Below are 23,575 nucleotides of genomic sequence, written 5' to 3'. Positions count from 1 at the left end.
GCTTTCAATACCTCTCTTCCTGTGAGCGACTACTTTTTGTAGTTGTCCTTTTGCTACCTGTCGGTATTCATCGTGTTACCACTGCAGCGCACCGCCAGTCTGGTATTCGATAACCCGCGTTTCGAAGAAGTTCTTCTCCTTGCGCAGATCCATGATCTCGGACATCCAGGGGAAGGGGTTCTGTGCGCCCGGGAACTGTTCTTTCAGGCCCAGCTGGCTGAGGCGGCGGTTGGCGATGAAGTGGAGGTATTCCTCCATCATGTTCGCGTTCATGCCGAGTACGCCGCGGGGCATGGTGTCGCGGGCGTAGGCCACTTCCAGTTCCATGCCTTCGAGGATCATCTGGCTCACTTCCTGCTGGAAGGCTTCGGTCCACAGGTGCGGGTTTTCCAGCTTGATCTGGTTGATCACGTCGATGCCGAAGTTCAGGTGCATGGACTCGTCGCGCAGGATGTACTGGAACTGCTCGGCTACGCCGGTCATCTTGTTGCGGCGGCCCATAGACAGGATCTGGGTGAAGCCGCAGTAGAAGAAGATGCCCTCGGTCACCGCGTAGAAGGCGATCAGGTTGCGCAGCAGTTCCTGGTCGGTCTCCGGGGTGCCGGTCTTGAAGTTGGGATCGCCGATTGACTGGGTGTGCTTGAGGCTCCAGGCGGCTTTCTTGGCGACGCTGGGCACTTCGCGGTACATGTTGAACACTTCGCCTTCGTCCATGCCCAGGGACTCTACACAGTACTGGTAGGCGTGGGTGTGGATGGCTTCCTCGAAGGACTGGCGCAGGATGTACTGGCGGCACTCCGGGTTGGTGATGTGGCGGTAGATGGCCAGCACCAGGTTGTTGGCTACCAGGGAGTCGGCAGTGGAGAAGTAGCCCAGGGAGTATTCCACGATGCGACGCTCGTCCTCGGTCAGACCCTCGGGGTCTTTCCACATGGACACGTCCTTGTTCATGTTCACTTCCTGCGGCATCCAGTGGTTGGCGCAGCCATCCAGGTATTTCTGCCAGGCCCAGTCGTACTTGAACGGTACCAGCTGGTTCAGGTCGGCGCGGCAGTTGATGATGCGTTTCTCATCTACTTCGATGCGCGCGGCACCCATTTCCAGTTCTTCCAGACCCGGGGCGGGGTCCAGGTCGGCTACGGCGGCCCGTGCAGCGGCAACGGCGGAAGCGGCGTCCGCGGAGGCTGCGGGGGATTGGGCCGCTGGCGACGCCGGAGCACTGGGTGCTGCGTAGTTGGGGCTCGGCTCAGCTACTTCGTTTTGCAGCGTGTCCGGCGCCGGTCGCGGTTCGGTTTCCTTCGCGTTCTCGCTGAAGGCTCTTTTCGGTTGTTGGGGCTGTTTGTCGATGTCGTCCCAGCTCAGCATAGTAGGCCTTTTGATCCGTCTTTTTTCGGTGAGTTCGATGGTGCGTCAAATTTTTTCCGACTCTGCGCGGTGATACCTGGCGCGGTCAGAAGCGGGGAAAATGACTGCGTGTGACTCCCCCGCGGGTGCCGGAATTACTGCGCCGGCGGTCAATTTCTGTCGCGGGTATTGTGCCCGCCGTGTGGCGCGGAAATTTTGCGCCAGATCAATCGTTGGTTTTCTTTTTGTTCTTGTTCTGTTTTCTTTTTTTGTGCAATCGGGGAATTCTGGATCACAGCGGAACCCCGGTCCGGGCTTTTTTTCCACCTGCCGGCTTGCGCCGGCGGGGTGGGGTGGACCGGGGTCGCTGTGGATGGTCTTGACCACTGTTGCGGTGGCGACGCTCTCCCCCGAGAGTTCTTTCACGCGGGCCTTGCGCGGCCCGCTTCCTTCCTTGCCTCCGTGAGGCAGGACACTGCTTACTGGCAGGCCTCGCAGTCCGGGTCGTCCAGGGAGCAGGCCTGGGGCACGGCGGCCGGGGCCGGCGCTGCTGCGGGTGCCGGTGCTGCCGCGGCGGCGCCGTTGCTACCACCGGTGGCGCTCACTGCGTTCAGGGTGCCGCCGCTGACAGTGGATTTCTCCGTGCTGGTGGCGGCCAGGGCGCGCAGGTAGTAGGTGGTCTTCAAGCCGCGGTACCAGGCCATGCGGTAGGTCAGGTCCAGCTTCTTGCCGTCGGCGCCGGCGATGTAGAGGTTCAGGCTCTGCGCCTGGTCGATCCACTTCTGGCGGCGGCTGGCGGCATCCACGATCCAGCGCGGTTCCACTTCAAACGCGGTGCAGTATTTGGCTTTCAGCTCGGCCGGCACGCGGTCGATCTTCTGTACCGAGCCCTCGTAGTACTTGAGGTCGTTGACCATCACCCGGTCCCACAGGCCGTGGGCTTTCAGGTCGTGTACCAGGTAGGGGTTCACCACGGTGAACTCGCCGGACAGGTTCGATTTCACGTACAGGTTCTGGTACGTGGGCTCGATCGACTGGGAAACCCCGGTGATGTTGGCGATAGTCGCGGTCGGCGCGATCGCCATCACGTTGGAGTTGCGCATGCCCTGCTTGGCGACTTTGCTGCGCAGGCTGTCCCAGTCCTGGGTGCTGCCGGTGTCCTGCTCGATAAACTGCTCACCGCGCTGTTCGGCCAGGATCTTGATGCTGTCCAGCGGCAGGATGCCCTGGCTCCACAGGGAGCCTTTGTAGCTCTGGTACTTGCCGCGTTCCTTGGCCAGGTCGCTGGAGGCGGAGATGGCCTGGTAGCTGATGGCCTCCATGGAGGTATCGGCAAAGGCCACGGCTTCGTCGCTGGCGTAGGCGATGCCGGCCTTGTACAGCGCGTCCTGGAAGCCCATCAGGCCGAGGCCCACCGGGCGGTGGCGCATGTTGGACTGGCGCGCGGTGTCTACCGAGTAGTAGTTGATGTCGATGACGTTATCGAGCATGCGCACGGCGGTCTTGACGGTCTTGGCCAGCTTGCCTTCGTCCAGTTTGCCGTCTGCACCGATGTGCTGGGCCAGGTTGACGGAACCCAGGTTGCACACGGCGATCTCGTCGTTGGCCTTGGTGTTCAGCGTGATCTCGGTGCACAGGTTGGAGCTGTGCACTACACCCACGTGCTGCTGCGGGCTGCGCAGGTTGCAGCTGTCCTTGAAGGTGATCCACGGGTGGCCGGTTTCGAACAGCATGCCCAGCATTTTGCGCCACAGGTCTACTGCGCGCACTTTCTTGTGCAGCTTCAGCTTGCCTTCGGCGGCGAGCTGTTCGTAGTGGGTATAGCGCTCTTCAAACGCGCTGCCGAACAGGTCGTGCAGGTCCGGGCAGTTGGCCGGGGAGAACAGCGTCCACTCTTTGTCTTCGAACACGCGCTTCATGAACAGGTCCGGTACCCAGTTGGCGGTGTTCATGTCGTGGGTGCGGCGGCGATCGTCGCCGGTGTTCTTGCGCAGCTCGAGGAATTCCTCGATATCCAGGTGCCAGGTTTCCAGGTAGGCACATACGGCGCCCTTGCGCTTGCCGCCCTGGTTGACGGCCACGGCGGTGTCGTTGGCCACTTTCAGGAAGGGCACAACACCCTGGGATTTGCCGTTGGTGCCTTTGATGTAGGAGCCGAGGCTGCGTACCGGGGTCCAGTCGTTGCCCAGGCCGCCGGCCCATTTGGACAGCATGGCGTTGTCCTGGATGGCGCCGTAGATACCGTGCAGGTCGTCCGGTACCGTGGTCAGGTAGCAGGAGGACAGCTGCGGGCGCAGGGTGCCGGCGTTGAACAGGGTCGGCGTGGAGCTCATGTAGTCGAAGGAGCTCAGCAGGCTGTAGAACTCGATCGCGCGCTCGTTCTTGTTTTCTTCATTGATGGCGAGGCCCATGGCGACGCGCATGAAGAAGATCTGCGGCAGCTCGAAACGGATATCGTCGCTGTGCAGGAAGTAGCGGTCGTACAGGGTCTGCAGGCCCAGATAGGTAAACTGGTGGTCGCGCTCGCTCTTGATCGCGCCGCCGAGCTTTTCCAGGTCGAAGGTGGCCAGGGCCGGGTCGAGCAGTTCCAGCGCGATGCCTTTTTCCACATAGGCGGGCAGGGCGGCCGCGTAGAGGCTTTCCATCTCGTGGGCGGTAGCGCGCTCGGCCACACCGAGGAAGCGCAGGGCTTCACTGCGCAGCTTGTCCAGCAGCAGGCTGGCGGTGGCGTAGGTGTAATTGGGCTCCTGCTCGACCATGGTGCGCGCGGTGATCACCAGCGCGGTATTGATGTCGTCTTCGGAAACGCCGTCGTAGAGGTTTTTCAGTGTTTCGCTGAGGATGGCTTCGCCGTTCACATCGGTGAGGCCCTCGCAGGCTTCACTGACGATGGTGCGCAGGCGCTCCATGTCCAGCGGGGTCATGCTGCCGTCTTCCTGCTTCACGCGGATGCTCGGGTGGGCGTCGGCGGCCTGCTGTGCGACTTCCTGCTGGGCTTTCTGTTGATCTTTCTCCGCGCGCAGGCGGGCGTGCTCCTCGCGGTAGAGCACGTAGTCGCGGGCGATCTTGTGTTCGCCGTTGCGCATCAGGGCCAGCTCGACCTGGTCCTGGATCTCCTCGATGTGGATGGTGCCACCGGAGGGCATGCGGCGCTTGAAGGTGGCGCTGATCTGCGAGACCAGGTCCTTCACCTGCTCGTGGATGCGGCTGGAGGCTGCGGCGGTGCCGCCTTCAACGGCGAGGAAGGCCTTGGTGACCGCGACGGAGATCTTACTGTCGTCGTAGGGCACTACGGTGCCGTTGCGCTTGATAACGCGAATCTGACCCGGGGCAGTTGCCGCAAGGGTGGTGTTGGCCTGGTCGCCGGAAGTGCCTGCCTTTTTTTCAGGCACAGATTGAGAGCGCCCTGTCTCTGTGTGCATGTAGTTCTCCGCAAGATTTTGTCTGTTTATCCACACCTGTTCGCGTGAACAGCATCCCCTCGAATGAATGTGTGTAACGGGTCCGTCGTCTCTCCCACTGTGCCCCGCTTGGCGCGCCGGATGCCGGCGCGAACCGGAGTGGGAAACAGGCCGCTTTACCGCCGGCGCGCGCGCCCAACCAGTGGGTGGGGCGGGTGCGGGCCTTCGAGTGCCTGCGGCGGACAATCCGTTCCGCCTGTACCTCTAGATTTGCCAGATTTGTGTTTCCGACCGCTGGCGCCGCCGGCTCCCCGTAGCGGGGCGACACCAAGCCGGAAATTATCCCCATTGGCTTGGGGCAAAGCTGAGGCCAAAACCCAATATGTTGGGGTGACCTCACTGCTGAGCAACAAGATAATGCGGTAGGGGGTCTATTTCAAGGCGGATAACTCGGTGGTTTTCTGTGGATAAATTGTGAAAAGGCGGTGAACGTCAGTAGCCACTTTCGCGCCAGAGCCCGTGGTTACTGGGTGTGGTTAATCGGTGTACAGCGCCGCGGGCGCGAGGGGATTTTTAAGAATATTTTTTAATAGTTACGGGGCTTCAAATTAACCGAGGCAATAACCATTTCGTACTGATTAGTCGATGAGCAAACTGGTACTCGGATGTGCAATTTATTGGCGTTTTTTTAACCCCTGATGGGGTGTTTGAAATTTGATCAGTATGGCGTCGGCACAAGATGTTGGGTCGATTCTGGCGCCGGGGGCGGACGAATACAAGGGGGCGCCATGGCGGAGCGGGTTGTTGTGGTTTTGGTCGGCGGGGGTGTTGGCGGTTTTTTGATCGCTTGGTGTTGGTTGGGGGGAGACGGGTCCGCAGCACTTGCGTGGCATTGACCCACTGCTGTTCAAATAATCACCACGTGCATTCGGTAGGGGCGAACCTTGTGTTTGCCCCTGTCGCTACTGGCTGGTTCGGGCGGTCACAAGGTCCGCCCCTACAGAACGGATATTGAGGATCTGGCCGGCGGCAGTGCTTTCGAGGTGTTGACGCACTGTCGTGTATAGATCACCGGGCGTATTCGGTAGGGGCGAACCTTGTGTTTGCCCTTGTCGCTACTGGCTGGTTCGGGCGGACACAAGGTCCGCCCCTACAGAACGGATATTGAGGATCTGGCCGGCGCTAGTGCTTTCGAGGTGTTGAGGCACTGTCGTGTACAGATCCACCGGGCGTATTCGGTAGGGGCGAACCTTGTGTTCGCCCTTGTCGCTACTGGCACCCTGGTTTGGGCGGACACAAGGTCCGCCCCTACAGAACAGATAGTGAGGATCTGGCCGGCGCCAGTGCTTTCGAGGTGTTGACGCACTGTCGTGTATAGATCCACCGGGCGCATTCGGTAGGGGCGAACCTTGTGTTCGCCCTTGTCGCTACTGGCACCCTGGTTCGGGCGGACACAAGGTCCGCCCCTACAGAACGGATAGTGAGGATCTGGCCGGCGGCAGTGCTTTCGAGGTGTTGACGCGCTGTGGTTTATAGAGCCACCGGGCGTATTCGGTAGGGGCGAACCTTGTGTTCGCCCTTGTCGCTACTGGCACCCTGGTTTGGGCGGACACAAGGTCCGCCCCTACAGAACAGATAGTGAGGATCTGGCCGGCGGCAGTGCTTGCGAGGCACTGACGCGCTGCCGTGTATAGATCCATCAGGCTTATTCCGCTGGATCTCAGCGGCTCTGTTCCTGCAGGAACTCCATCAGGGCCTTCTGTGCGTGCAGGCGGTTTTCCGCTTCGTCCCAGACTACGGAGATGCTGTCGTCTTCCAGCAGTTCGCCGCTCACTTCCTCGCCGCGGTGGGCAGGCAGGCAGTGCATGAACACGGCGCCGCTGTTGGCGAGGGCCATCAGCTCGTGGTCGACGAGGAAGCCATCGAACGCCTTGATGCGTTCCTGCTGCTCGGTCTCCTGGCCCATGGAGGCCCACACATCGGTTGCCACCCAGTCGGCGCCGCGCACGGCGTCGGCGGGCTTGCGCACGATGGTGACGCGATCGCCCGCGGCGGCGAGGATGCTCTCCTCCGGCTCGTAGCCCTCGGGGCAGGCGATACGCAGTTCGAAATTGCACAGGCGCGCGGCGTTGATATAGGAGTGGCACATATTGTTACCGTCGCCGACCCAGGCCACCACCTTGCCCGCGGGGCTGCCGCGGTGCTCGACGTAAGTCTGGATATCGGCGAGCAGCTGGCACGGGTGGTAGCTGTCCGACAGCGCATTGATCACCGGTACTTTGGAGTACTCGGCGAAGCGCTCCAGCACGTTGTGGCCGAAGGTGCGGATCATCACCATGTCCACCATGCGCGAGATCACCCGCGCGCTGTCTTCGATCGGTTCCCCGCGCCCCAGCTGGGTGTCGCGCGGGGACAGGAACAGGGCGCTGCCGCCCATCTGTGCCATGCCCGCCTCGAACGACACGCGGGTGCGGGTGGAGGATTTCTCGAAGATCATACCGAGCACCTTGTCGCGGAAAGGCTCGGTAGAGATGCCCTGGTTGCGCAGTGCCTTGAGCTCGATCGCGCGCTCGATGACGCTGTTCAGTTCTTCCGTGGTCAGGTCCAGCAGAGTGAGAAAATGTCTGGTTGCCATAAATTGTGTTCCCCTAAGCAATCAGGCTGCGCGCCGCGTAAATTCTTTAATCAGTGTACCGACAGTATCGGCGATGTGGTCGCACTCGGCGTCTGTCAGCGTCAGTGGTGGCAGCAGGCGCACCACATTGCCTGCGGTGACGTTGATTAGCAAGTCGGCGTTGCGCGCCGCTTGCACCAGTTCGCCGCAGGGTCGATCCAGTTCGATGCCGACCAGCAGGCCGAGGCCGCGGATTTCGGTGACCGCGTCGCAGCGCGCCAACTGCTGGTGCAGGCGCTGCAGCAGCGCCTCGCCCAGCGTGGCGGCGCGCTCGATCAGCCACTCGCGCTCGAGGGTGTCGAGCACGGCGAGGCCGGCGCGACACGCCAGCGGGTTGCCGCCGAAGGTGGAACCGTGGCTACCGGCGGTGAACAGCTCCGCCGCTTTGCCGCGCGCCAGGCAGGCGCCGATGGGCACGCCGTTGCCGAGGCCCTTGGCGGTGGTTACTACGTCCGGCAATAGCCCGTCATGGTGCTGGTAGGCGAACAGCTTGCCGCTGCGGCCGTTGGCAGTCTGGATCTCGTCGAGCATCAACAGCCAGTTGTGCTGGTTGCACAGTGTGCGCAGCTGGTTGAGGTAGTCCGCGGCCGGCACCTGGATACCACCTTCGCCCTGCACCGGTTCCACCAGTACGGCGACGATTTCGCGGTGCTCGGCGGCAAGCTTCTCGATCGCCGCCACGTCGTTGAACGGCACGCGCAGGAAACCCTCCGGCAGTGGCGCGAAGCCCTGCTGGATCTTGGGGTTGCCGGTGGCGGTCAGCGTGGCCAGGGTGCGGCCGTGGAAGGCGCCCTCCATGACCACGATCTTCGGCACCGCGTAGCCGCGCTCGTTACCGAGCTTGCGCGCCAGCTTGATCGCCGCCTCGTTGGCCTCGGCGCCGGAATTGGAGAAGAACACATTGTCCATGCCGGACAGCGACACCAGCTTGTCCGCCAGCTGCTCCTGCGCAGGAATGTTGTACAGGTTGGAGACGTGCAGCAGCGTGTTCGCCTGGTCGCACAGCGCTTCGGTCACCGCCGGGTGGCAGTGGCCCAGGCCGCACACGGCGATACCGGACAGGGCGTCGAGGTATCGTCGGCCGGCGTCGTCCCACACATAGTTGCCTTCGCCCCGGACCAGGGTGAGGGTTCTGTTGCCGTAGTTGTGCATAAGTGCGGGAGTGGCCACTGTGTTGTCTCCTCTGCAAAGTGGGCCTGTCAAAGCAGGGTTGCCGCAGAAAATTCGGTTTTCCGTGTTTCTATCTGCAGTTTCCCCGGTAAGCCGGCAATACTAGCATAAGGACGATGGCGCGCTAACGGTTGCGCCAATAAATTTCCGCACTTTCGTACGTTGCTGGCCGCTGATGTACAATGCCGCCCAGCGCGCAACAGGCCGGGCCGGCACTGCGCCCGAATTCATCGAACGGTTCCACTACCCGAGGTTAGTCATCCCTATGGAAACACTGGAGAACATCAAGCAGCAGATCGCCGACAACGCCATCCTGCTCTACATGAAAGGCAGCCCCAACGCACCCCAGTGCGGCTTTTCCATGCGCGCCTCCCAGGCGCTGATGGCCTGCGGCAAGCGCTTTGCTTATGTGGATGTGCTGTCCAATCCGGATATCCGCGCCGAGCTGCCGAGATACGCCAACTGGCCGACCTTCCCGCAGCTGTGGGTCAAGGGTGAGCTGGTCGGCGGCTGCGACATCATCATGGAGATGTACGAAAACGGCGAGCTGAAGACCCTGGTCGATGAGGCCGCAGCGGAGAGCGAAGGCGGCGAGCAGGGCGAGTAATCCCCGCTCCGCACAGCGATGCAGAAAAACCGCGGCTACGGCCGCGGTTTTTTTATGCCCGTACCCCGGTGTCGGCAGCGGCACGGGTATTGTGGTTTCAGGGGCGGCATTGCGTCACTGCCAAGAAAGCGCTGCCGCTGGCCAGATCCTCAAGGTCAGTTCTGTAGGGGCGGACCTTGTGTCCGCCCGAACCAGGGTGCCGGTAGCGATAAGGGCGAACACAAGGTTCGCCCTTACCGAATGGGTGTTGTGGTTTTAGCAATGGCATTGCGTCACTGCCAAGAAAGCGCTGCCGCTGGCCAGATCCTCAAGGTCAGTTCTGTAGGGGCGGACCTTGTGTCCGCCCGAACCAGGGTGCCGGTAGCGACAAGGGCGAACACAAGGTTCGCCCCTACCGAATGGGTGTTGTGGTTTTAGCAATGGCATTACGTCACTGCCAAGAAAGCGCTGCCGCTGGCCAGATCCTCAAGGTCAATTCTGTAGGGGCGGACCTTGTGTCCGCCCGAACCAGGGTGCCGGTAGCGATAAGGGCGAACACAAGGTTCGCCCTTACCGAATGGGTGTTGTGGTTTTAGCAATGGCATTGCGTCACTGCCAAGAAAGCGCTGCCGCTGGCCAGATCCTCAAGGTCAGTTCTGTAGGGGCGGACCTTGTGTCCGCCCGAACCAGGGTGCCAGCAACAAAAAGGGCGAGCCAAATGGCTCGCCCTTGCGGAAAAACTGGTCGCCGGCGGTTTAGCTCGCGCTTTCCATCTGCGTCTGCAGGTAATTCTGCAGGCCCACCTTGCCGATCAGTTCGATCTGGGTTTCCAGCCAGTCCAGGTGTTCCTCCTCCGAGTCGAGGATTTTTTCCAGCAATTCGCGGCTGCCGTAGTCGCGCACGGATTCGCAGTACTCGATCGCGTCGCGCAGGTCGGGGATGGCCTTGGATTCCAGTTTCAGGTCGCACTTGAGCATCTCTTCGGTGTTTTCACCGATCAGCAGTTTGCCCAGGTGCTGCAGGTTGGGAACGCCCTCCAGGAACAGAATCCGCTCGACCAGCCAATCGGCGTGCTTCATTTCATCGATGGATTCGTCGTACTCGTGTTTGCCCAGCGCTTTCAGGCCCCAGTTGTCGTACATGCGCGCGTGCAGGAAGTACTGGTTGATGGCTACCAGTTCGTTGCCCAGAATTTTGTTTAAGTGTTCGATGACTTTGGGATCGCCTTTCATAACTGCTGCTCCTGTATGGCCGCGCAATCCGCGCGGCAGAGTTCCTTGAATGCCTGTGTGTTCTCAATGCCGGGCCGGTGTTGTGCTGGCAGTCGGGCCGGGCAATTGCGGTCGAGTTTGCGTTGCCCCCATAACCAAGTCAAGCGCTACCCGCGGCTTTACCTGCGGCCTGAGTGCGCAATAAATAAGGGGAAAAGCGCATAAAAATACAACGAGAACGATTGCCGTTTAGATTGGTTCGGCGGCGCCGCCTCAGCGCCGCGCGACCCGTTGGCGTATGCAGTGGATTTTCTTGCCAATCAGTTCGCGGTCGTAGCGGTCCTTGATGAACTTGTCGCAGTCCTCTTCAAGGCGGTAGCTGTAATTGTCGAGGGCGCGTTTGTCGACCCGTCGTGAGCAGATGTCTGCCAGTTCGATCAGGTTGTTCAGCAGGTGATGCATGACGACGCCGCTCGATCGGCCGTATTCGCGAATTTCATCGAACGCGGCGCGCAGCAGGTCATCGAAATCCAGCACAGTGGTGACCAGGCGCAGCTCACCGTCGTCGTCGTGGAAACAATTGGGTAGCTGCGGGCGCTGCAGTACCTTGCCGATGCCATCCACCAGCCGATCGATACAGGAATAGGCGGTATAGGGATCGTTGATGCCCGGCGACAGGGCGCGCACCGCGATCTGTGCCAGCTGGTGAATCGAAAACACGATGTCCTGCTCGGCAGTCGGCAGGCGGTCGATATTGATGGTCTGGTTGATGGCCGTGCTGATCTCGGCGCTGTCGATGGTGCGTGGCGGCTGGTAAATCCGCGCCACGCGCGACCAGTGGTGCACATAGCTGCCCGCGTGGCAGTCGAGCAGGATGCAGCAGCCGTGCTCCCGCGCCCAGGCCACCAGTTTGTTGCGATCGATCGACAGGATATAGCCGCTGCCACCGCTGAACACATTCAGGGCGTTGTCGCCGAGCGCCAGCTGGCGCAGGTCACAGAATTCCGCGTTTTCATGGCCGTGACGCGCGGCGGGATAGTGGCGGTCGATGGCATTGCTGAACTCGCGGTTGATATTGAAGGTGACGTTGTCCACCTGGATCGACTGCGCCACGTTGTGAATGAAATAGATCAGCGTGCCGATGCTGATCAGGGCCAGCAGCACGGCGGCGTGTATGCCGGCCACGTGGCTATCGCCGCCGTCGCTCAGGGCGTCGATGCCGCGGATTGTCATCAGGGCGTAGACGAAGGTGGACAGGAACATGCCCATCGCGAACTGGGTACCGCGGTCGCGCATGAAGTTGCGCACCAGGCGCGGGCCGAACTGGCTGGAGGCGAGGCTCAGGGCGACGGTGGTGATGGAGAAGACGGTGCCGGCCACGGTAATGGTGGAAGCGGCGATGGTCGAGAGCAGGGAGCGGGCGCTGTTCGGGTCGCGCAGGCTGAGCCCGGGCAGATTACTCAGCACGCCGGAGCGGTCCAGGTACAGCAGGGCCTGGGCCAGGACGATGGCGGCAAACACCATAACGGCCGGAATCAGCCAGAAACTGGCCCGCAGGCGCTCACCGATATGTTGTAGCCGCTGTTTCATACGATGTTGGCCGCTGGTTGCGCATCGAATACCGCGCGCGAGCGCGTGCTGTTACAAGATAGGCCAGTCGCCGGCCAGTGCCAGTGGTTGTGCGAAAAGCAGGGGGGCGCCGGGTCGGCTCCGCTGGCTATTCCGCCGTTGCCTCATGGGCTGAATCCCGCTCCAACAGATCCTGGCCTGCGAGCCAGTCTTCGCTGTCTGGGATACTGGCCCGCTGCTGGCCGTTGTCGGCGAATGGCTCCCGGTAAAAATGGCGTCTATTCTTCCTAAGACGCCAGTTACCCTCAGGCCTTGGCCATGCTGGGCTCTCGGGTTAGCGGTGATCGGGAAGGGAAATCCAAAGCGCGGTGCGGTGCTTGCTGCCGGGCAGACTGCGGGACAGAAGGCCACCGTTCTATTTTGAATTGCGAGGAGGGTCTCATCCGATGAAGCGAGATCATAGGGTCGCGGCGGCCGTGGCCGGATTTTTAGTTGCGGCACTTTCATTTTCCTGTGCTGCGCAGCAGCCGGAGTTTTCCAAGCCGATCGCCCGGGCTCTGGATACGGCGAAGTTCGGCGAGCTGGGGGTACTGCCTTCATGCCTGACCTTCGCGGTTTATCGCGGCGATCCCAATACCGGTCCGTCCCTGTTGCTGATCAAGATGACGAGCGGCTGCGTCGTTCCCTGGCACTGGCACACTGCGCGGGAAGAACTCATGCTGGTCAGCGGAAAAGGAAAGATCGAACTGGCGGATTTCCCCACGCATGTGCTCGAGGCGGGAAGCTATGTCCTTCTTCCGGCAAAGCACCACCACCAGTTCACCTGCCAGACGGATTGTGTGCTGTTTAACGCAATCTCGGGAAAATTCGACATCCATTATCTGGATAAATCCGGTAACGAGATTCCCGTGGAGCAGGCGCTACAGGCGGTCTCGGAACAACCGGGGAAGTCGAATTGATAAACCGGGAGTAGGCATCTTGTTCCCGGTACCAGACCGGGTCGCATAGCGCGGCTCAAACCCACCGCGGTTCCACCATTCAGCATTCGCAAAGCGAGCCCGAAATGCGGCTCGCTTTTTTAGGCATCCAGGCGCCGGTTTCAGGTTTTCTTCGAGACTCCAGCGATCAGGCAGTTTCAGCGGCGAACCCCGATGGATGCTGGGTGTTTGGCGGTTGCCGTGTCGATGCATGAGCGCGCCAGGGAGTGGCAGGTGCGGTGTGTGCCGGGGGGAGGGTGCTAGGGCGGTCCTGGCTGAAGCGCCGGGACCGCGGCCAGGCTGCGGTCTCAGCTGGCGGAGTAGAACAGGCCGCTGTTGGCGCCGGCGATGACTCCACCGCCCATGGTTTCTTCGATGATTTCCTGGGTCAGCTCGGCGCAGCGGCCGCACTGGGAGGAAACGCCCAGATGGCGACGCAGGGCTTTCACTGAAGTGGAGCCGTCGTAGATGGCCTCTTTGATCTGGCCGTCAGTGATGCCTTTACAGATACATACATACATCGTCGCTGGAACCCTGGCGCAAAAAACGCTCAATATTTGTCAGTGCGGGGATCGTATTGCAAGTGAGAATGAGTGTCAATAAGATTCTGTGGCTGATCAATTTTCAGTCTAGAAGAGCGGCGGATGACTGCGTCGTTCCCGCCCGACCGGTGGGGCAGTTGCAGTCGGCGGGTTGTTTTGCGGTGCTATCGACACCATATAAAAATTTAATGGGACTGGTGTGGGGCGCTGTGTATCATAGCGCCCCACTATCACATCCCGTTCAATTTATAGCGGTTGCATATAAATTGATCACTTTACCGTGCGAAGATTCATTCAATAAATCACTCAACATTGGAACGAGGAGGTTCTTATGGCAGTTCTGGTAGGCAAACCGGCTCCGGACTTCACCGCTGCTGCGGTACTGGGCAACGGCGAAATCGTCGATGCGTTCAACCTGAAAGAAACCATCAAGGGCAAGAAAGCGGTTGTTTTCTTCTACCCGCTGGACTTCACCTTCGTGTGCCCGTCCGAGCTGATCGCTTTTGATCACCGCCTGGCTGAATTCCAGAAGCGCGGCGTGGAAGTGATCGGTGTTTCCATCGATTCCCAGTTCTCTCACAACGCGTGGCGCAACACCTCCGTCAACGACGGCGGCATCGGCCCGGTCAAGTACACCCTGGTTGCCGACACCAAGCACGAAATCTGCCAGGCGTACGACGTTGAGTCCGAAGGCGGCGTCGCGTTCCGCGGTTCCTTCCTGATCGACGAAGAGGGCGTTGTACGCCACCAGGTCGTCAACGACCTGCCGCTGGGCCGCAACGTTGACGAAATGCTGCGCATGGTCGACGCGCTGGCGTTCCACCAGGAGCACGGCGAAGTCTGCCCGGCTGGCTGGCAGGAAGGCGACAAGGGCATGAACGCCTCTCCGGAAGGTGTGGCTGCCTACCTGAGCGAAAACGCCGGCAAGCTGTAAGTTTCCGCGCCGCTCACGAATCGGGGAGCCCGCCGGCTCCCCGGCAAAAACCGCCGCAAGGCGGTTTTTTTATGCCTTTTTGTCAGCGGTGTCACGGCAGTGATGTGCGGTGGATTCAATTTGTGCGTACAATGCCGCGCTTTATTTGACTGGCCGGACGTGAAAGAACTTTTATCGCGGGCTGCTAGTCTTAGGTTTATCTGTAACTGACTTGCCGCGACGGCCCGATGTACGGCATGAGACTCGCATCCCTTTTGACTTCGTTAATCTACTGGCGCCACCGCGGCGCGATCGCTCTCTGTCTGGCGCTGCTCATCGGCGCCACAGGCGGCGCACGTGCGGAAGAAGCGGCGGTAGATGTCGGCGACAGCGCCAAGGAGTTTGGCCGCTACTTCCGCCAGGTGATGAAAAAGGCGGGAATCCCCGGCGGCGCCTACGCCATTGTCGATGGCGACCGCGTGGTGGCCATGGATACCTACGGCGTGCGGGTCAAGGGCAAGCGGGAAAAGGTCGACAAGCACACGATCTTCCGTCTCGCGTCGGTATCCAAGACCTTTGCCGCGAGCATGGCGACGATGCTGGAGCACGAGAATAAGTTCAACTGGGAAGACCGGGTGGTGAACTATGTGCCGCAGCTATCGTTCAAGACGCCATCACTGACCCGCCAGCTGCAGGTGCAGCACCTGATCAGCCAATCCTCGGGCCTGACCCCGAATGCCTACGACAACTATCTCGAAGACAACGAACCGGTCAGCAAGATACTGCCGAAGTTCGCCGATATCGACCCGCGCTGCAAACCGGGCACCTGTTACGGCTACCAGAACGTGCTGTTCAGCCTGATCGGCAACATCATCGCCAAGATCACCGGTATTCCCTACGGCCTCGAGCTGCAGAAGCGCATCTTTACACCGCTGCGGATGGAAGATGCCTCGGTCGGCTGGGACAGCTTCATGGGCTCCAGCAACCGCGCTGCCCCGCATGTGCAGACCGGCCGCGGCTGGCGCGCGGTGAGGGTCAGAAAAGAGTACTACCTGGCCGCCGCCGCCGCCGGCGTCAACGCCAGCATCAGCGACATGGCGCAGTGGCTGAAGGCGCAGATGGGCTACTACCCCAAGGTGCTGTCGCCGGAGGTCATCGCCGATATGACCACCGAGCGGGTCGAGACGCGGCGCCACATGCGCCACCGCATCTGGCGCAACTACCTGACCCACGCCGGTTACGGCCTCGGCTGGCGGCTGTACTCCGTCGGTGACGACCGCATCATCTATCACGGCGGCTGGGTCGCCGGTTTCCGCGCGGCGATCGCCTACTCGGAGAAGCGCAAGGTCGGCATCGTGATCCTGATGAACGCCGAGTCGCGCGTTATCTCCGACCTGACTGCCAACTTCGTCATCGATATCACCGGCCACGGTGACCGGCTGTCCACAGCGCTGGCGAACAGCAAGTAGGCTGCCGCAGCGCCGTTTGTGGCGCCGGCGCTATGGCTTGTATAACCGCTGCACCCCCTCGGCAGCGGGCGCCCGCCCCGCAGTCGGTGCCAAACTCGCTGCCCCCTCCCCTTGAAACCGGGCCACCCAGCCCAATATTCCCTTCCTGTTCTGATTGAAGTGTACGGGGAGACCAATCCATGACCGTTGAGGCCCATAAAGAGAGCCACGGTTTCCAGACGGAAGCCAAGCAACTGCTGCACCTGATGATCCACTCGCTCTACTCCAACCAGGAGATTTTCCTGCGCGAGCTGGTATCCAATGCGTCCGACGCCGCTGACAAGCTGCGCTTCGAGGCCCTGTCCAAGCCCGAGCTGCTGGAAGAGGACCCGGAGCTGCGCATCCGCATCGAGTTCGACAAGGACGAGGGCACCGTGACCCTCACCGACAACGGTATCGGCATGAGCCGCGACGAGGTGATCGAGAACCTGGGCACCATCGCCCGCTCCGGTACCTCCGCCTTTATGCAGAACCTGACCGGCGACCAGAAGAAGGACGCGCACCTGATCGGCCAGTTCGGGGTCGGTTTCTACTCCGCGTTTATCGTCGCTGACAAGGTGGACGTGTTCACCCGCCGCGCCGGCCTCGACGCCGACCAGGGCGTGCACTGGGAGTGCAGCGGTGAGGCTGAGTACTCCGTGGAAAATGTCGACTGGCCGCATCGCGGTACCCGCGTGGTGCTGCACCTGAAGGACGACGCCAAAGAGTACGCCGACGGCTGGCGCCTGCGCTCGATCATCAAGAAGTACTCCGACCATATCGCCATTCCGGTTGAGATGCTGAAAGAAGCCGCACCGGCGGCCGAAGGCGAGGAGAAAGCGGAAGAAGCGCCCGAATTCGAGGCGGTCAACGCCGCCCAGGCGCTGTGGACCCGCCCTAGAGGCGAGGTGAAGTCCGAGGAGTACAAAGAGTTTTACAAGCACATCTCCCACGATTTCGACGACCCGCTGACCTGGAGCCACAACAAGGTCGAGGGCAAGCAGGATTACACCAGCCTGCTGTACATTCCCGCGCGCGCGCCGTTCGATCTGTACCAGCGCGATGCCGCCCGCGGCCTCAAGCTGTACGTGCAGCGCACCTTTATCATGGACGACGCCGAGCAGTTCCTGCCGCTGTACCTGCGCTTCGTCAAAGGCGTGCTGGACTCCAACGACCTGCCATTGAATGTGTCGCGCGAAATCCTGCAGAAGGACCGCAACACCGACGCGATCAAGAGCGCGCTGACCAAGCGCGTGCTGGATATGCTGGAAAAGCTGGCCAAGAAGGACGCCGACCAGTACCAGACCTTCTGGGATCTGTTCGGCAATGTGCTCAAAGAGGGCCCGGCCGAAGACTTCTCCAACAAAGAGAAGATCGCCAAGCTGCTGCGTTTCTCCACCACGCACACCGATGCGCCCAAGCAGGACCAGTCCCTGCAGGACTACGTCGGCCGCATGCAAGACGGCCAGAAGTACATTTACTATGTGGCCGCCGACAACTTCGCCACCGCCAAGTCCAGCCCCTACCTGGAAGTCTTCCGCAAGAAAGGCATCGAGGTACTGCTGCTGACCGACCAGGTGGACGAGTGGTTTGCCGGGCACATGCACGAGTTCGATGGCAAGCCGCTGCAGGACGTGGCCAAGGGCGCGCTGGACCTGGGCGAAGCCGAGACCGAGGAAGACAAGGCCGAGCGCGAGCAGGTCGAGAAGGAATCCGGCGCGCTGGTGGAGCGGGTCAAGGAAGTGCTGGAAAGCCGTGTCGAAGAAGTGCGCGCGACCACGCGCCTGGTGGACTCCCCGGCCTGTCTGGTGGTCAGCGAGCAGGATATGGGCCCGCAGATGCGCCGCATCCTCGAGCAGGCCGGTCAGGCGCTGCCGGAGGCCAAGCCGATCTTCGAGCTGAACCCCAACCACCCGCTGGTGCAGCGTCTCGACCAGGAGCAGGACGAGGATCGCTTCGCCGACCTGACCAACATCCTGATGGACCAGGCCAACCTGGCCGCCGGCAACCAGCTCGCCGATCCGGCGGACTATGTGCGGCGCCTGAATACGCTGCTGCTGGAGCTGAACGGCTGATAGCGGCCGCGGCTGCAGCGGGCGGGGCGCGCACAAAGTGCGCCCCTGTGGAAGCCGCCCGGCGTTTCTGGCGGCTTCCGTGCCCGGTGCTCCGTAAGCGCTGTGGTGGAATTAAACCTCCCGGTTCGATCTGCAGGGGCGCACCTTGTGTGCGCCCTGGCTCCGGACGGCACCGTCGTTCCGCCACAACCGCTTCACCACAATGCGCCAATCTGCGCGATTTTTGTGCGATTTGACCGGATCTCACATTTTTTTCCCGCCGTCATTGGGTCACTCCCGCCGCCCCTCTATAATCCGCAAAACTCGAAAAAAGCTTTATCGGTATGACGACACAGACGGAAACCAAACCGGCATCCGCCGAAACCCTTTCCTCAGGCCCTTTCTCCATTGCCGTATTGGGCGGCGGCAGCTTCGGCACCGCGATTGCCAACATTGTCGCCGGCAACGGACACGACACCCGCCAGTGGATGCGCGATCCCGAGCGCGCCGCGGCCTGCCGCGAAATGGGGGAGAACCACTACTATCTGCCCGGCGTGCCGCTGCACCCGGAGCTGCAGGTGACCAGCGACCTGGAGGCGGCCATCGACGGTTGCCAGGTCGTTTTCGTCGCCATCCCCAGTAAGTCCTTCCGCGAAGTGGTACGGCGCGTGGCGCCGCTGCTGGAGGAGGGCACCATGCTGATCTCCACCACCAAGGGCATCGAGCACGACAGCTTCCACCTGATGAGTGACATCCTGCGCGAGGAAACCCGCGGCACTCGTATCGGCGTGCTGAGCGGCCCCAACTTTGCCAAGGAAGTGGTCGAGGGGCACTACACCGCCACGGTTATCGCCAGCGATGACGAAGCGGTGTGCAGCCGCATCCAGAAGGTGTTGCACTCGGAGACCTTCCGCGTGTACTCCAGCGGCGATGTGTTCGGTGTGGAGCTGGCCGGTGCGCTGAAAAATATCTACGCCATCGTCACCGGCATGGCAGCGGCACTCGACCGCGGCCAGAACACCATCAGCCTGCTGATTACCCGCGCGCTGGCGGAGATGATGCGCTTTGCCGAGGCGATGGGCGCCGATCCGATGACATTTATCGGGCTCGCCGGCGTCGGCGACCTGATCCTGACCTGCTCCTCCGATCTGAGCCGCAACTACCGCGTCGGTTACCTGGTGGGCAAGGGGCGTCCGCTGGAACAGGCCGTCGCAGAAATCGGTCAGGTGGCCGAGGGCGTCAACACGGTGCGCCTGATCAAGCAGAAAGCCGACGAAATGGGCGTCTACATGCCCTTGGTTTCCGCGATTCACGCCATATTATTTGAAGAGCGGCCGATTCCGGAGGTAATACGCGATTTGATGTCGGGCGCGCAAACCTTTGATGTGGCTTACTCGGCGAAGCCGTAATAGCAGAAGAGAGCCAAACCCTCACGGTGAAAACTTATGGATAATGAAGAACTGAAGACCAACCTGACCTCCGGAAACCAATGGCTGCGCCTGGTATACATGGTGCTGTTTGCCTTCCTGCTCGAAATCGCCGGCTTCGTGATGCTGGCGGTGGTGGTGCTGCAATTCCTGTTCTCGATCTTTGGTGGTTCCGCCAATGACAACCTGCGCCGCCTCGGCGACCAGATTGCGTCTTACATCTACCAGACACTGCAGTTCCTGATCTACAACACCGAGGAAAAGCCCTTCCCGTTTGCCGAGTGGCCGGAATCCGACGTCGAGGACCTGTCCGGCTACGAGAGTGCCGAGGAAGTGGACGCCGAAGTGGTGGTCGCTGACGAAGAAGCGGAAGACGCGGAGGAAGCCATCGTACTGAGTGCCGATGACCGCGACGACGCGTCGACCAGGGCCGGCGCAAAAAAGTCCTCCACCGAAGACGAGGGCGAGACCAAGAGTTGAGCCCAACTGACGGGAGCTGCGCGATGCAATTGCTGATACTGCGCCACGGCCAGGCGGAGCCGATGTTCGGCGATGACGCCAGCCGCGCACTGACCGAGCGCGGCCGCGCCCAGGTGGCCGAGATCTGCGCGCTGCGCGCCGCCGAACTGGCGCGGGTGCGCGCTATCTGGGCCAGTCCGTTTTTGCGCACGCAGCAGACCGCGCAGATTGTCGCCGAACGCCTGCGCCTGCCGGTAATCACCGAATCCTTTCTGGTCGGCGATACCAGTCCGCAGCAGGTGCTCGACGAGCTGCAGCAGGCCGATGCAGAGGAGTTTCCACTACTGCTGGTGAGCCACCAGCCACTGGTGGGCAGCCTGGTCAACGGCCTCTGCGGCAGCGGCAACGCGCACCCGCTGGGCACCGCCAGTCTCGCCTGCCTCAACGCCGAAGTGTGGGCCAACGGCTGCGCCGAGCTGGCCTGGCTGCAGCACGCCGAATGAGCGGCGCGCTCCCTCCCTGCGCGAGGGGCGTGAAGACTCCGGCCCAACCGATCGACCAGTACTCCTGATCCATCGCGTCATTGTTCGCTGCGCCCGGCCGCGGCACTATCCTCTGCCTGTTTGTACAAACCTGGTTTCCCATGCATCCATCTCTCCCGTCGCCGCGCGAAATCACCGTCGAATTTGATGGCAGGACCATTGCTGCCCGCCAGTGGGGCGATCCCGCCGGTGAACCGGTGCTCGCTCTGCACGGCTGGCTCGACAACTGCGCCAGCTTCGACCAGTTGGCGCCGCTGCTGTCGGGGCTCAACCTGGTGGCAGTGGATATGGCCGGCCACGGGCGCAGCTACCACCGCTCCCGCGATGCCAACTACAACATCTGGGAAGAGGTGGAAGATGTGCTGGGGGTCACCCGTGCGCTGGGCTGGCACGATTTCTCGCTGCTGGCGCATTCCCGCGGTGCGGTGGCATCGCTGTTGAGCGCGGGTGCATTCCCGGAGCGGGTCAAGCGCATGGCGCTGATCGATGGCCTGGTACCGCCGCCGGCGGAAGACCACCAGGCGCCGGAGTTCCTCGCCCGTGCCATCGCCCAGCGGGCCCGCTACGGCGCGCGCAAACCGCGTCCCTTCGACAGCTTTGAAGACGCGGTAAAAGCGCGTGCCAATGGCATGTTCCCGCTCAGTGACGCCGCCGCCCGCCGCCTGGTGGCGCGCGGCAGCGTAGCGCTGGCGGACGGCGGTGTGTCGTGGAGTAATGATCCGCGCCTGCTGGCCACCTCCAGCGTCAAGCTGAACCGCGCCCAGGTACAGGCTTTCCTGGAGCGCGCCACCATGCCGGTGCGCCTGGTCCTGGCCAGAGACGGTATCGTGGAAATCCTCGAGCGGTTGCCGGCGCTGCTGGCCGACCGCGCCAATTTCACTATCCGCGAGCTGCCCGGCAGCCACCACCTGCACATGGAAGGCGGCGCCGAAGCAATCGCCGAGTGGTTCGGGCCCTTCCTGCGCGGTGAGGTAGATTAAATCGGGTTTGAGGGTGGCGGGAGAGCGATTGCGTCAGAACGGCAGGCGCTTGGAGTAACAGCCGGGGTCCATTTCCCGCACTTCAACCGTCACCGCCGGCACGCCATCGGCAAACTGGCACAGGCAGTTGAACACTGCCGAACTCAGCGCCTCGCGCTCGCGTTCGCTGCGGCCCTCGAACAGGCGCACCTCGGCGTGGATGAAGCTGCCGCCGGAACCCTCGAAAGCACCGCCGGCGATAAAGTGGCGGTAGGGCAGGGCGCGGGTTTTGATGGTGTGCGGGGCGAATAGCCCGGAGCGCTGCATCGCCTCCTGCGCAGAGCTGACCAGCGCGTTGATCGAAATCTGCTCTTCGAGCTTTTCCGCGTACTCTATGACCAGGTGGGGCATGATCCTCTCTCCCTGAGGGGGAATCCTTGAATTAGCGAATCAGCGACAGAAACTCGTTGCGGGTGGCCTGGTTGCTGCGGAAGGTGCCGAGCATGGCCGACGTCTTCATTACCGAGTTCTGCTTTTCCACGCCGCGCATCATCATACACATGTGTTTGGCTTCGATGATGACGCCCACGCCGGCCGCACCGGTGACCCGCTGCAGGGATTCGGCAATCTGCACTGTGAGCTGCTCCTGAATCTGCAGGCGGCGGGCAAACATGTCGACAATGCGCGCTACCTTGGATAGACCCACCACCTTGCCGTCGGGAATATACGCCACATGGGCCTTGCCGATAAACGGTAGCAGATGGTGCTCGCACAGGGAGTAGAGCTCGATATCCTTGACCAGCACCATCTCGCTGCAGTCGGACGGGAACAGGGCGTCGTTGACCACGTCATCGATCGACTGCTGGTAACCGCGGGTCAGGTATTGCATGGCCTTGGCGGCGCGTGCTGGAGTGTCGCGCAGGCCCGGACGTTGCAGATCCTCGCCGATTGCTTCGATAATTCGCGCGTAGTGTTCGTTCATCTGGTCGTATTCCAATATCTCAGCCCCGGCAGCCTGGCAAGTTCGGGCTGTAATGATGCGGAAAGCCCGGGTTTGGCAGGCTGCTTCTCGGGCGGGTGCGCTACCCTAAGCTTTTGTCACCCGCGAGTAAAGATCCGCCGCGCGGCAGCCGTAGCGGCCACACCCCGTCGCCCCCTGGGCGTATCGGGATCACTCCCCGCAACCGGTTGGGGGCCAGATTCTGCAAAGGATAGAGTTAATGATAGAAAAGCGTGAAGCCAGCCTGCACGAACTGTGCACCGTGTTGGATTTCATCCGCTGGGGCGCCAGTCGCTTCAGCGAGGCCAACCTGTGGTTCGGCCACGGTACCGATAACGCCTGGGACGAGGCTGTGCTGCTGGTGATGCACGGCCTGCACCTGCCGCCGGACAGCAGGCCCGAGGTGCTGCAGGCGCGCCTGACCATGGACGAGCGCCGCGAGGTCCTGGGTGTGCTGGAACGCCGCGTCAACGAACGGTTGCCGGCGCCCTACCTGACCCACGAGGCCCATTTCTGTGGCCTGGATTTTTACGTGGACGAACGGGTGCTGGTGCCGCGCTCGCCGATCGGCGAGCTGATCCGCAACGGCTTCCAGCCGTGGCTGAAAGTGGAGCCACTGGCGATTCTCGACCTGTGTTGCGGCAGCGGCTGTATCGGCATCGCCTGCGCCGAGGCGTTCCCGGAGGCGCGGGTGGATCTCGCGGATATCGATGACGGCGCCATCGAAGTGGCGCAGATCAATATCAACCGCCACCACCTCAATGAAGAGGTGCGCGCGGTGCAGTCCGACCTGTTCTCCGGTCTCGACGGCTTCAGCTACGAGCTGATCGTGTGCAATCCGCCCTATGTGGACGCCCGCGACCTGGCCGAGATGCCGGAAGAGTATCGCGCCGAGCCGGGCATCGCGCTGGGCTCCGGCGACGACGGCCTCGACTTCACCCGGCGCCTGCTGCGCGAGGCGGCCCATCACCTGCAGCCGGACGGCCTGCTGGTGTGCGAGGTGGGCAACAGCTGGGAGGCGCTGGAACAGGCCTTCCCGCAGGTGCCGTTCACCTGGCTGGAGTTCGAAGACGGCGGTCACGGTGTTTTCGCCATCGGCCGCGAGGAGCTGCTGGCCTACCAATCCTGCTTCGACGCCGAATAATTCCTTGCCCGGCGCGGCCGCTGCGCGCAGCAACTGTGCTTTTTGCCGCGCGCGGCGCAACCGCGGCGGCGATTCCTTTATAATGGCCGGCTCACTCACTGACTGGACGTCGCAGG

20 protein-coding genes are annotated in these 23,575 nt (G+C 61.9%); 10 read left to right on the top strand and 10 right to left on the bottom strand.

From position 1 onward, the window contains the following. Positions 1-75: 75 nt before the first annotated feature. The 5 genes from ABDK11_RS13425 to ABDK11_RS13405 form a co-directional block, all read right to left on the bottom strand. On the bottom strand, positions 76-1,365 hold the full coding sequence (locus ABDK11_RS13425) for a ribonucleotide-diphosphate reductase subunit beta (protein WP_346837022.1): 1,290 nt from the start codon (positions 1,363-1,365) through the stop codon (positions 76-78). A gap of 45 nt (positions 1,366-1,410) precedes the next feature. Continuing rightward, the gene (locus ABDK11_RS13420) at positions 1,411-1,770 is read right to left on the bottom strand and encodes a hypothetical protein (RefSeq protein WP_346837021.1); all 360 of its coding nucleotides are present in this window, start codon (positions 1,768-1,770) and stop codon (positions 1,411-1,413) included. Between the two features lie 53 nt (positions 1,771-1,823). Next, positions 1,824-4,766, bottom strand: a complete 2,943-nt coding sequence (locus tag ABDK11_RS13415; protein WP_346837020.1) for a ribonucleoside-diphosphate reductase subunit alpha — start codon at positions 4,764-4,766, stop codon at positions 1,824-1,826. A gap of 1,699 nt (positions 4,767-6,465) precedes the next feature. Then, entirely contained in the window at positions 6,466-7,380 is a 915-nt protein-coding gene (gene argF, locus ABDK11_RS13410) for an ornithine carbamoyltransferase (protein ID WP_346837019.1), read from the bottom strand. 21 nt (positions 7,381-7,401) lie between these two features. Then, positions 7,402-8,589 carry an aspartate aminotransferase family protein gene (locus ABDK11_RS13405; RefSeq protein WP_346837018.1) on the bottom strand — a complete coding sequence of 396 codons (1,188 nt, stop codon included), beginning with the start codon at positions 8,587-8,589 and terminating at the stop codon, positions 7,402-7,404. Positions 8,590-8,854: 265 nt separating this feature from the next. Here ABDK11_RS13405 and grxD point away from each other — a divergent pair, with 265 nt between their 5' ends. Then, entirely contained in the window at positions 8,855-9,196 is a 342-nt protein-coding gene (gene grxD, locus ABDK11_RS13400) for a Grx4 family monothiol glutaredoxin (protein WP_346837017.1), read from the top strand. 734 nt (positions 9,197-9,930) lie between these two features. On the opposite strand, the gene bfr is transcribed toward grxD, so the two are convergent. Both bfr and ABDK11_RS13390 read right to left on the bottom strand, forming a co-directional pair. Beyond that, positions 9,931-10,407, bottom strand: a complete 477-nt coding sequence (gene bfr, locus ABDK11_RS13395; RefSeq protein WP_346837016.1) for a bacterioferritin — start codon at positions 10,405-10,407, stop codon at positions 9,931-9,933. Between the two features lie 252 nt (positions 10,408-10,659). Continuing rightward, on the bottom strand, positions 10,660-11,976 hold the full coding sequence (locus tag ABDK11_RS13390; RefSeq protein WP_346837015.1) for a DUF2254 domain-containing protein: 1,317 nt from the start codon (positions 11,974-11,976) through the stop codon (positions 10,660-10,662). Between the two features lie 425 nt (positions 11,977-12,401). Between ABDK11_RS13390 and ABDK11_RS13385 the strand changes: the two genes are divergently transcribed. Next, the gene (locus ABDK11_RS13385) at positions 12,402-12,914 is read left to right on the top strand and encodes a cupin domain-containing protein (RefSeq protein WP_346837014.1); all 513 of its coding nucleotides are present in this window, start codon (positions 12,402-12,404) and stop codon (positions 12,912-12,914) included. Positions 12,915-13,240: 326 nt separating this feature from the next. Here the strand turns inward: ABDK11_RS13385 and ABDK11_RS13380 are convergent, their stop codons facing one another. Beyond that, a complete protein-coding gene (locus tag ABDK11_RS13380) occupies positions 13,241-13,453 on the bottom strand; it encodes a bacterioferritin-associated ferredoxin (RefSeq protein WP_346837013.1) in 213 nt (70 codons plus the stop codon). A gap of 352 nt (positions 13,454-13,805) precedes the next feature. Between ABDK11_RS13380 and ABDK11_RS13375 the strand changes: the two genes are divergently transcribed. The 7 genes from ABDK11_RS13375 (at position 13,806) to ABDK11_RS13345 (ending at position 21,336) form a co-directional block, all read left to right on the top strand. Next, positions 13,806-14,408 carry a peroxiredoxin C gene (locus ABDK11_RS13375; protein WP_346837012.1) on the top strand — a complete coding sequence of 201 codons (603 nt, stop codon included), beginning with the start codon at positions 13,806-13,808 and terminating at the stop codon, positions 14,406-14,408. A gap of 254 nt (positions 14,409-14,662) precedes the next feature. Next, positions 14,663-15,856, top strand: coding sequence for a serine hydrolase domain-containing protein (locus ABDK11_RS13370; protein WP_346837011.1), 1,194 nt, complete (start codon positions 14,663-14,665; stop codon positions 15,854-15,856). Positions 15,857-16,035: 179 nt separating this feature from the next. Continuing rightward, positions 16,036-17,949, top strand: coding sequence for a molecular chaperone HtpG (gene htpG / locus ABDK11_RS13365; RefSeq protein ID WP_346837010.1), 1,914 nt, complete (start codon positions 16,036-16,038; stop codon positions 17,947-17,949). Between the two features lie 323 nt (positions 17,950-18,272). Continuing rightward, positions 18,273-19,337, top strand: a complete 1,065-nt coding sequence (locus tag ABDK11_RS13360) for an NAD(P)H-dependent glycerol-3-phosphate dehydrogenase (protein WP_346837009.1) — start codon at positions 18,273-18,275, stop codon at positions 19,335-19,337. A gap of 36 nt (positions 19,338-19,373) precedes the next feature. After that, on the top strand, positions 19,374-19,835 hold the full coding sequence (locus ABDK11_RS13355) for a DUF4389 domain-containing protein (protein WP_346837008.1): 462 nt from the start codon (positions 19,374-19,376) through the stop codon (positions 19,833-19,835). A 23-nt stretch (positions 19,836-19,858) separates the two neighbouring features. Continuing rightward, positions 19,859-20,317: a phosphohistidine phosphatase SixA gene (sixA, locus tag ABDK11_RS13350; RefSeq protein WP_346837007.1), complete on the top strand. Its 459-nt coding sequence runs from the start codon at positions 19,859-19,861 to the stop codon at positions 20,315-20,317. A 140-nt stretch (positions 20,318-20,457) separates the two neighbouring features. Then, entirely contained in the window at positions 20,458-21,336 is an 879-nt protein-coding gene (locus ABDK11_RS13345; RefSeq protein ID WP_346837006.1) for an alpha/beta hydrolase, read from the top strand. Positions 21,337-21,369: 33 nt separating this feature from the next. Here the strand turns inward: ABDK11_RS13345 and ABDK11_RS13340 are convergent, their stop codons facing one another. Next, entirely contained in the window at positions 21,370-21,726 is a 357-nt protein-coding gene (locus ABDK11_RS13340; RefSeq protein ID WP_346837005.1) for a 5-carboxymethyl-2-hydroxymuconate Delta-isomerase, read from the bottom strand. A 31-nt stretch (positions 21,727-21,757) separates the two neighbouring features. Then, on the bottom strand, positions 21,758-22,297 hold the full coding sequence (gene folE / locus ABDK11_RS13335) for a GTP cyclohydrolase I FolE (RefSeq protein WP_346837004.1): 540 nt from the start codon (positions 22,295-22,297) through the stop codon (positions 21,758-21,760). A gap of 238 nt (positions 22,298-22,535) precedes the next feature. Between folE and prmB the strand changes: the two genes are divergently transcribed. Then, the gene (gene prmB / locus ABDK11_RS13330) at positions 22,536-23,459 is read left to right on the top strand and encodes a 50S ribosomal protein L3 N(5)-glutamine methyltransferase (RefSeq protein WP_346837003.1); all 924 of its coding nucleotides are present in this window, start codon (positions 22,536-22,538) and stop codon (positions 23,457-23,459) included. The last annotated feature ends 116 nt before the right edge of the window (positions 23,460-23,575 follow it).

The sequence above is a fragment of the Microbulbifer sp. SAOS-129_SWC genome, from assembly GCF_039696035.1.
In the GTDB taxonomy this organism is placed as follows: Bacteria; Pseudomonadota; Gammaproteobacteria; order Pseudomonadales; family Cellvibrionaceae; genus Microbulbifer.
The sequence above is the reverse complement of the archived record's forward strand: the minus strand, read 5'-3'. Positions and strand labels throughout refer to the sequence as shown.

Excerpts from the sequence above, each read along its gene's own strand:
- ABDK11_RS13340 (WP_346837005.1), bottom strand. The coding sequence starts at position 21,726 with ATGCCCCACCTGGTCATAGAGTACGCGGAAAAGCTCGAAGAGCAGATT.
- bfr (WP_346837016.1), bottom strand. The coding sequence starts at position 10,407 with ATGAAAGGCGATCCCAAAGTCATCGAACACTTAAACAAAATTCTGGGC.
- ABDK11_RS13345 (WP_346837006.1), top strand. The coding sequence starts at position 20,458 with ATGCATCCATCTCTCCCGTCGCCGCGCGAAATCACCGTCGAATTTGAT.
- sixA (WP_346837007.1), top strand. The coding sequence starts at position 19,859 with ATGCAATTGCTGATACTGCGCCACGGCCAGGCGGAGCCGATGTTCGGC.
- ABDK11_RS13390 (WP_346837015.1), bottom strand. The coding sequence starts at position 11,976 with ATGAAACAGCGGCTACAACATATCGGTGAGCGCCTGCGGGCCAGTTTC.
- ABDK11_RS13425 (WP_346837022.1), bottom strand. The coding sequence starts at position 1,365 with ATGCTGAGCTGGGACGACATCGACAAACAGCCCCAACAACCGAAAAGA.
- prmB (WP_346837003.1), top strand. The coding sequence starts at position 22,536 with ATGATAGAAAAGCGTGAAGCCAGCCTGCACGAACTGTGCACCGTGTTG.
- htpG (WP_346837010.1), top strand. The coding sequence starts at position 16,036 with ATGACCGTTGAGGCCCATAAAGAGAGCCACGGTTTCCAGACGGAAGCC.
- ABDK11_RS13385 (WP_346837014.1), top strand. The coding sequence starts at position 12,402 with ATGAAGCGAGATCATAGGGTCGCGGCGGCCGTGGCCGGATTTTTAGTT.
- ABDK11_RS13380 (WP_346837013.1), bottom strand. The coding sequence starts at position 13,453 with ATGTATGTATGTATCTGTAAAGGCATCACTGACGGCCAGATCAAAGAG.
- argF (WP_346837019.1), bottom strand. The coding sequence starts at position 7,380 with ATGGCAACCAGACATTTTCTCACTCTGCTGGACCTGACCACGGAAGAA.
- ABDK11_RS13375 (WP_346837012.1), top strand. The coding sequence starts at position 13,806 with ATGGCAGTTCTGGTAGGCAAACCGGCTCCGGACTTCACCGCTGCTGCG.
- folE (WP_346837004.1), bottom strand. The coding sequence starts at position 22,297 with ATGAACGAACACTACGCGCGAATTATCGAAGCAATCGGCGAGGATCTG.
- ABDK11_RS13415 (WP_346837020.1), bottom strand. The coding sequence starts at position 4,766 with ATGCACACAGAGACAGGGCGCTCTCAATCTGTGCCTGAAAAAAAGGCA.
- grxD (WP_346837017.1), top strand. The coding sequence starts at position 8,855 with ATGGAAACACTGGAGAACATCAAGCAGCAGATCGCCGACAACGCCATC.
- ABDK11_RS13360 (WP_346837009.1), top strand. The coding sequence starts at position 18,273 with ATGACGACACAGACGGAAACCAAACCGGCATCCGCCGAAACCCTTTCC.
- ABDK11_RS13355 (WP_346837008.1), top strand. The coding sequence starts at position 19,374 with ATGGATAATGAAGAACTGAAGACCAACCTGACCTCCGGAAACCAATGG.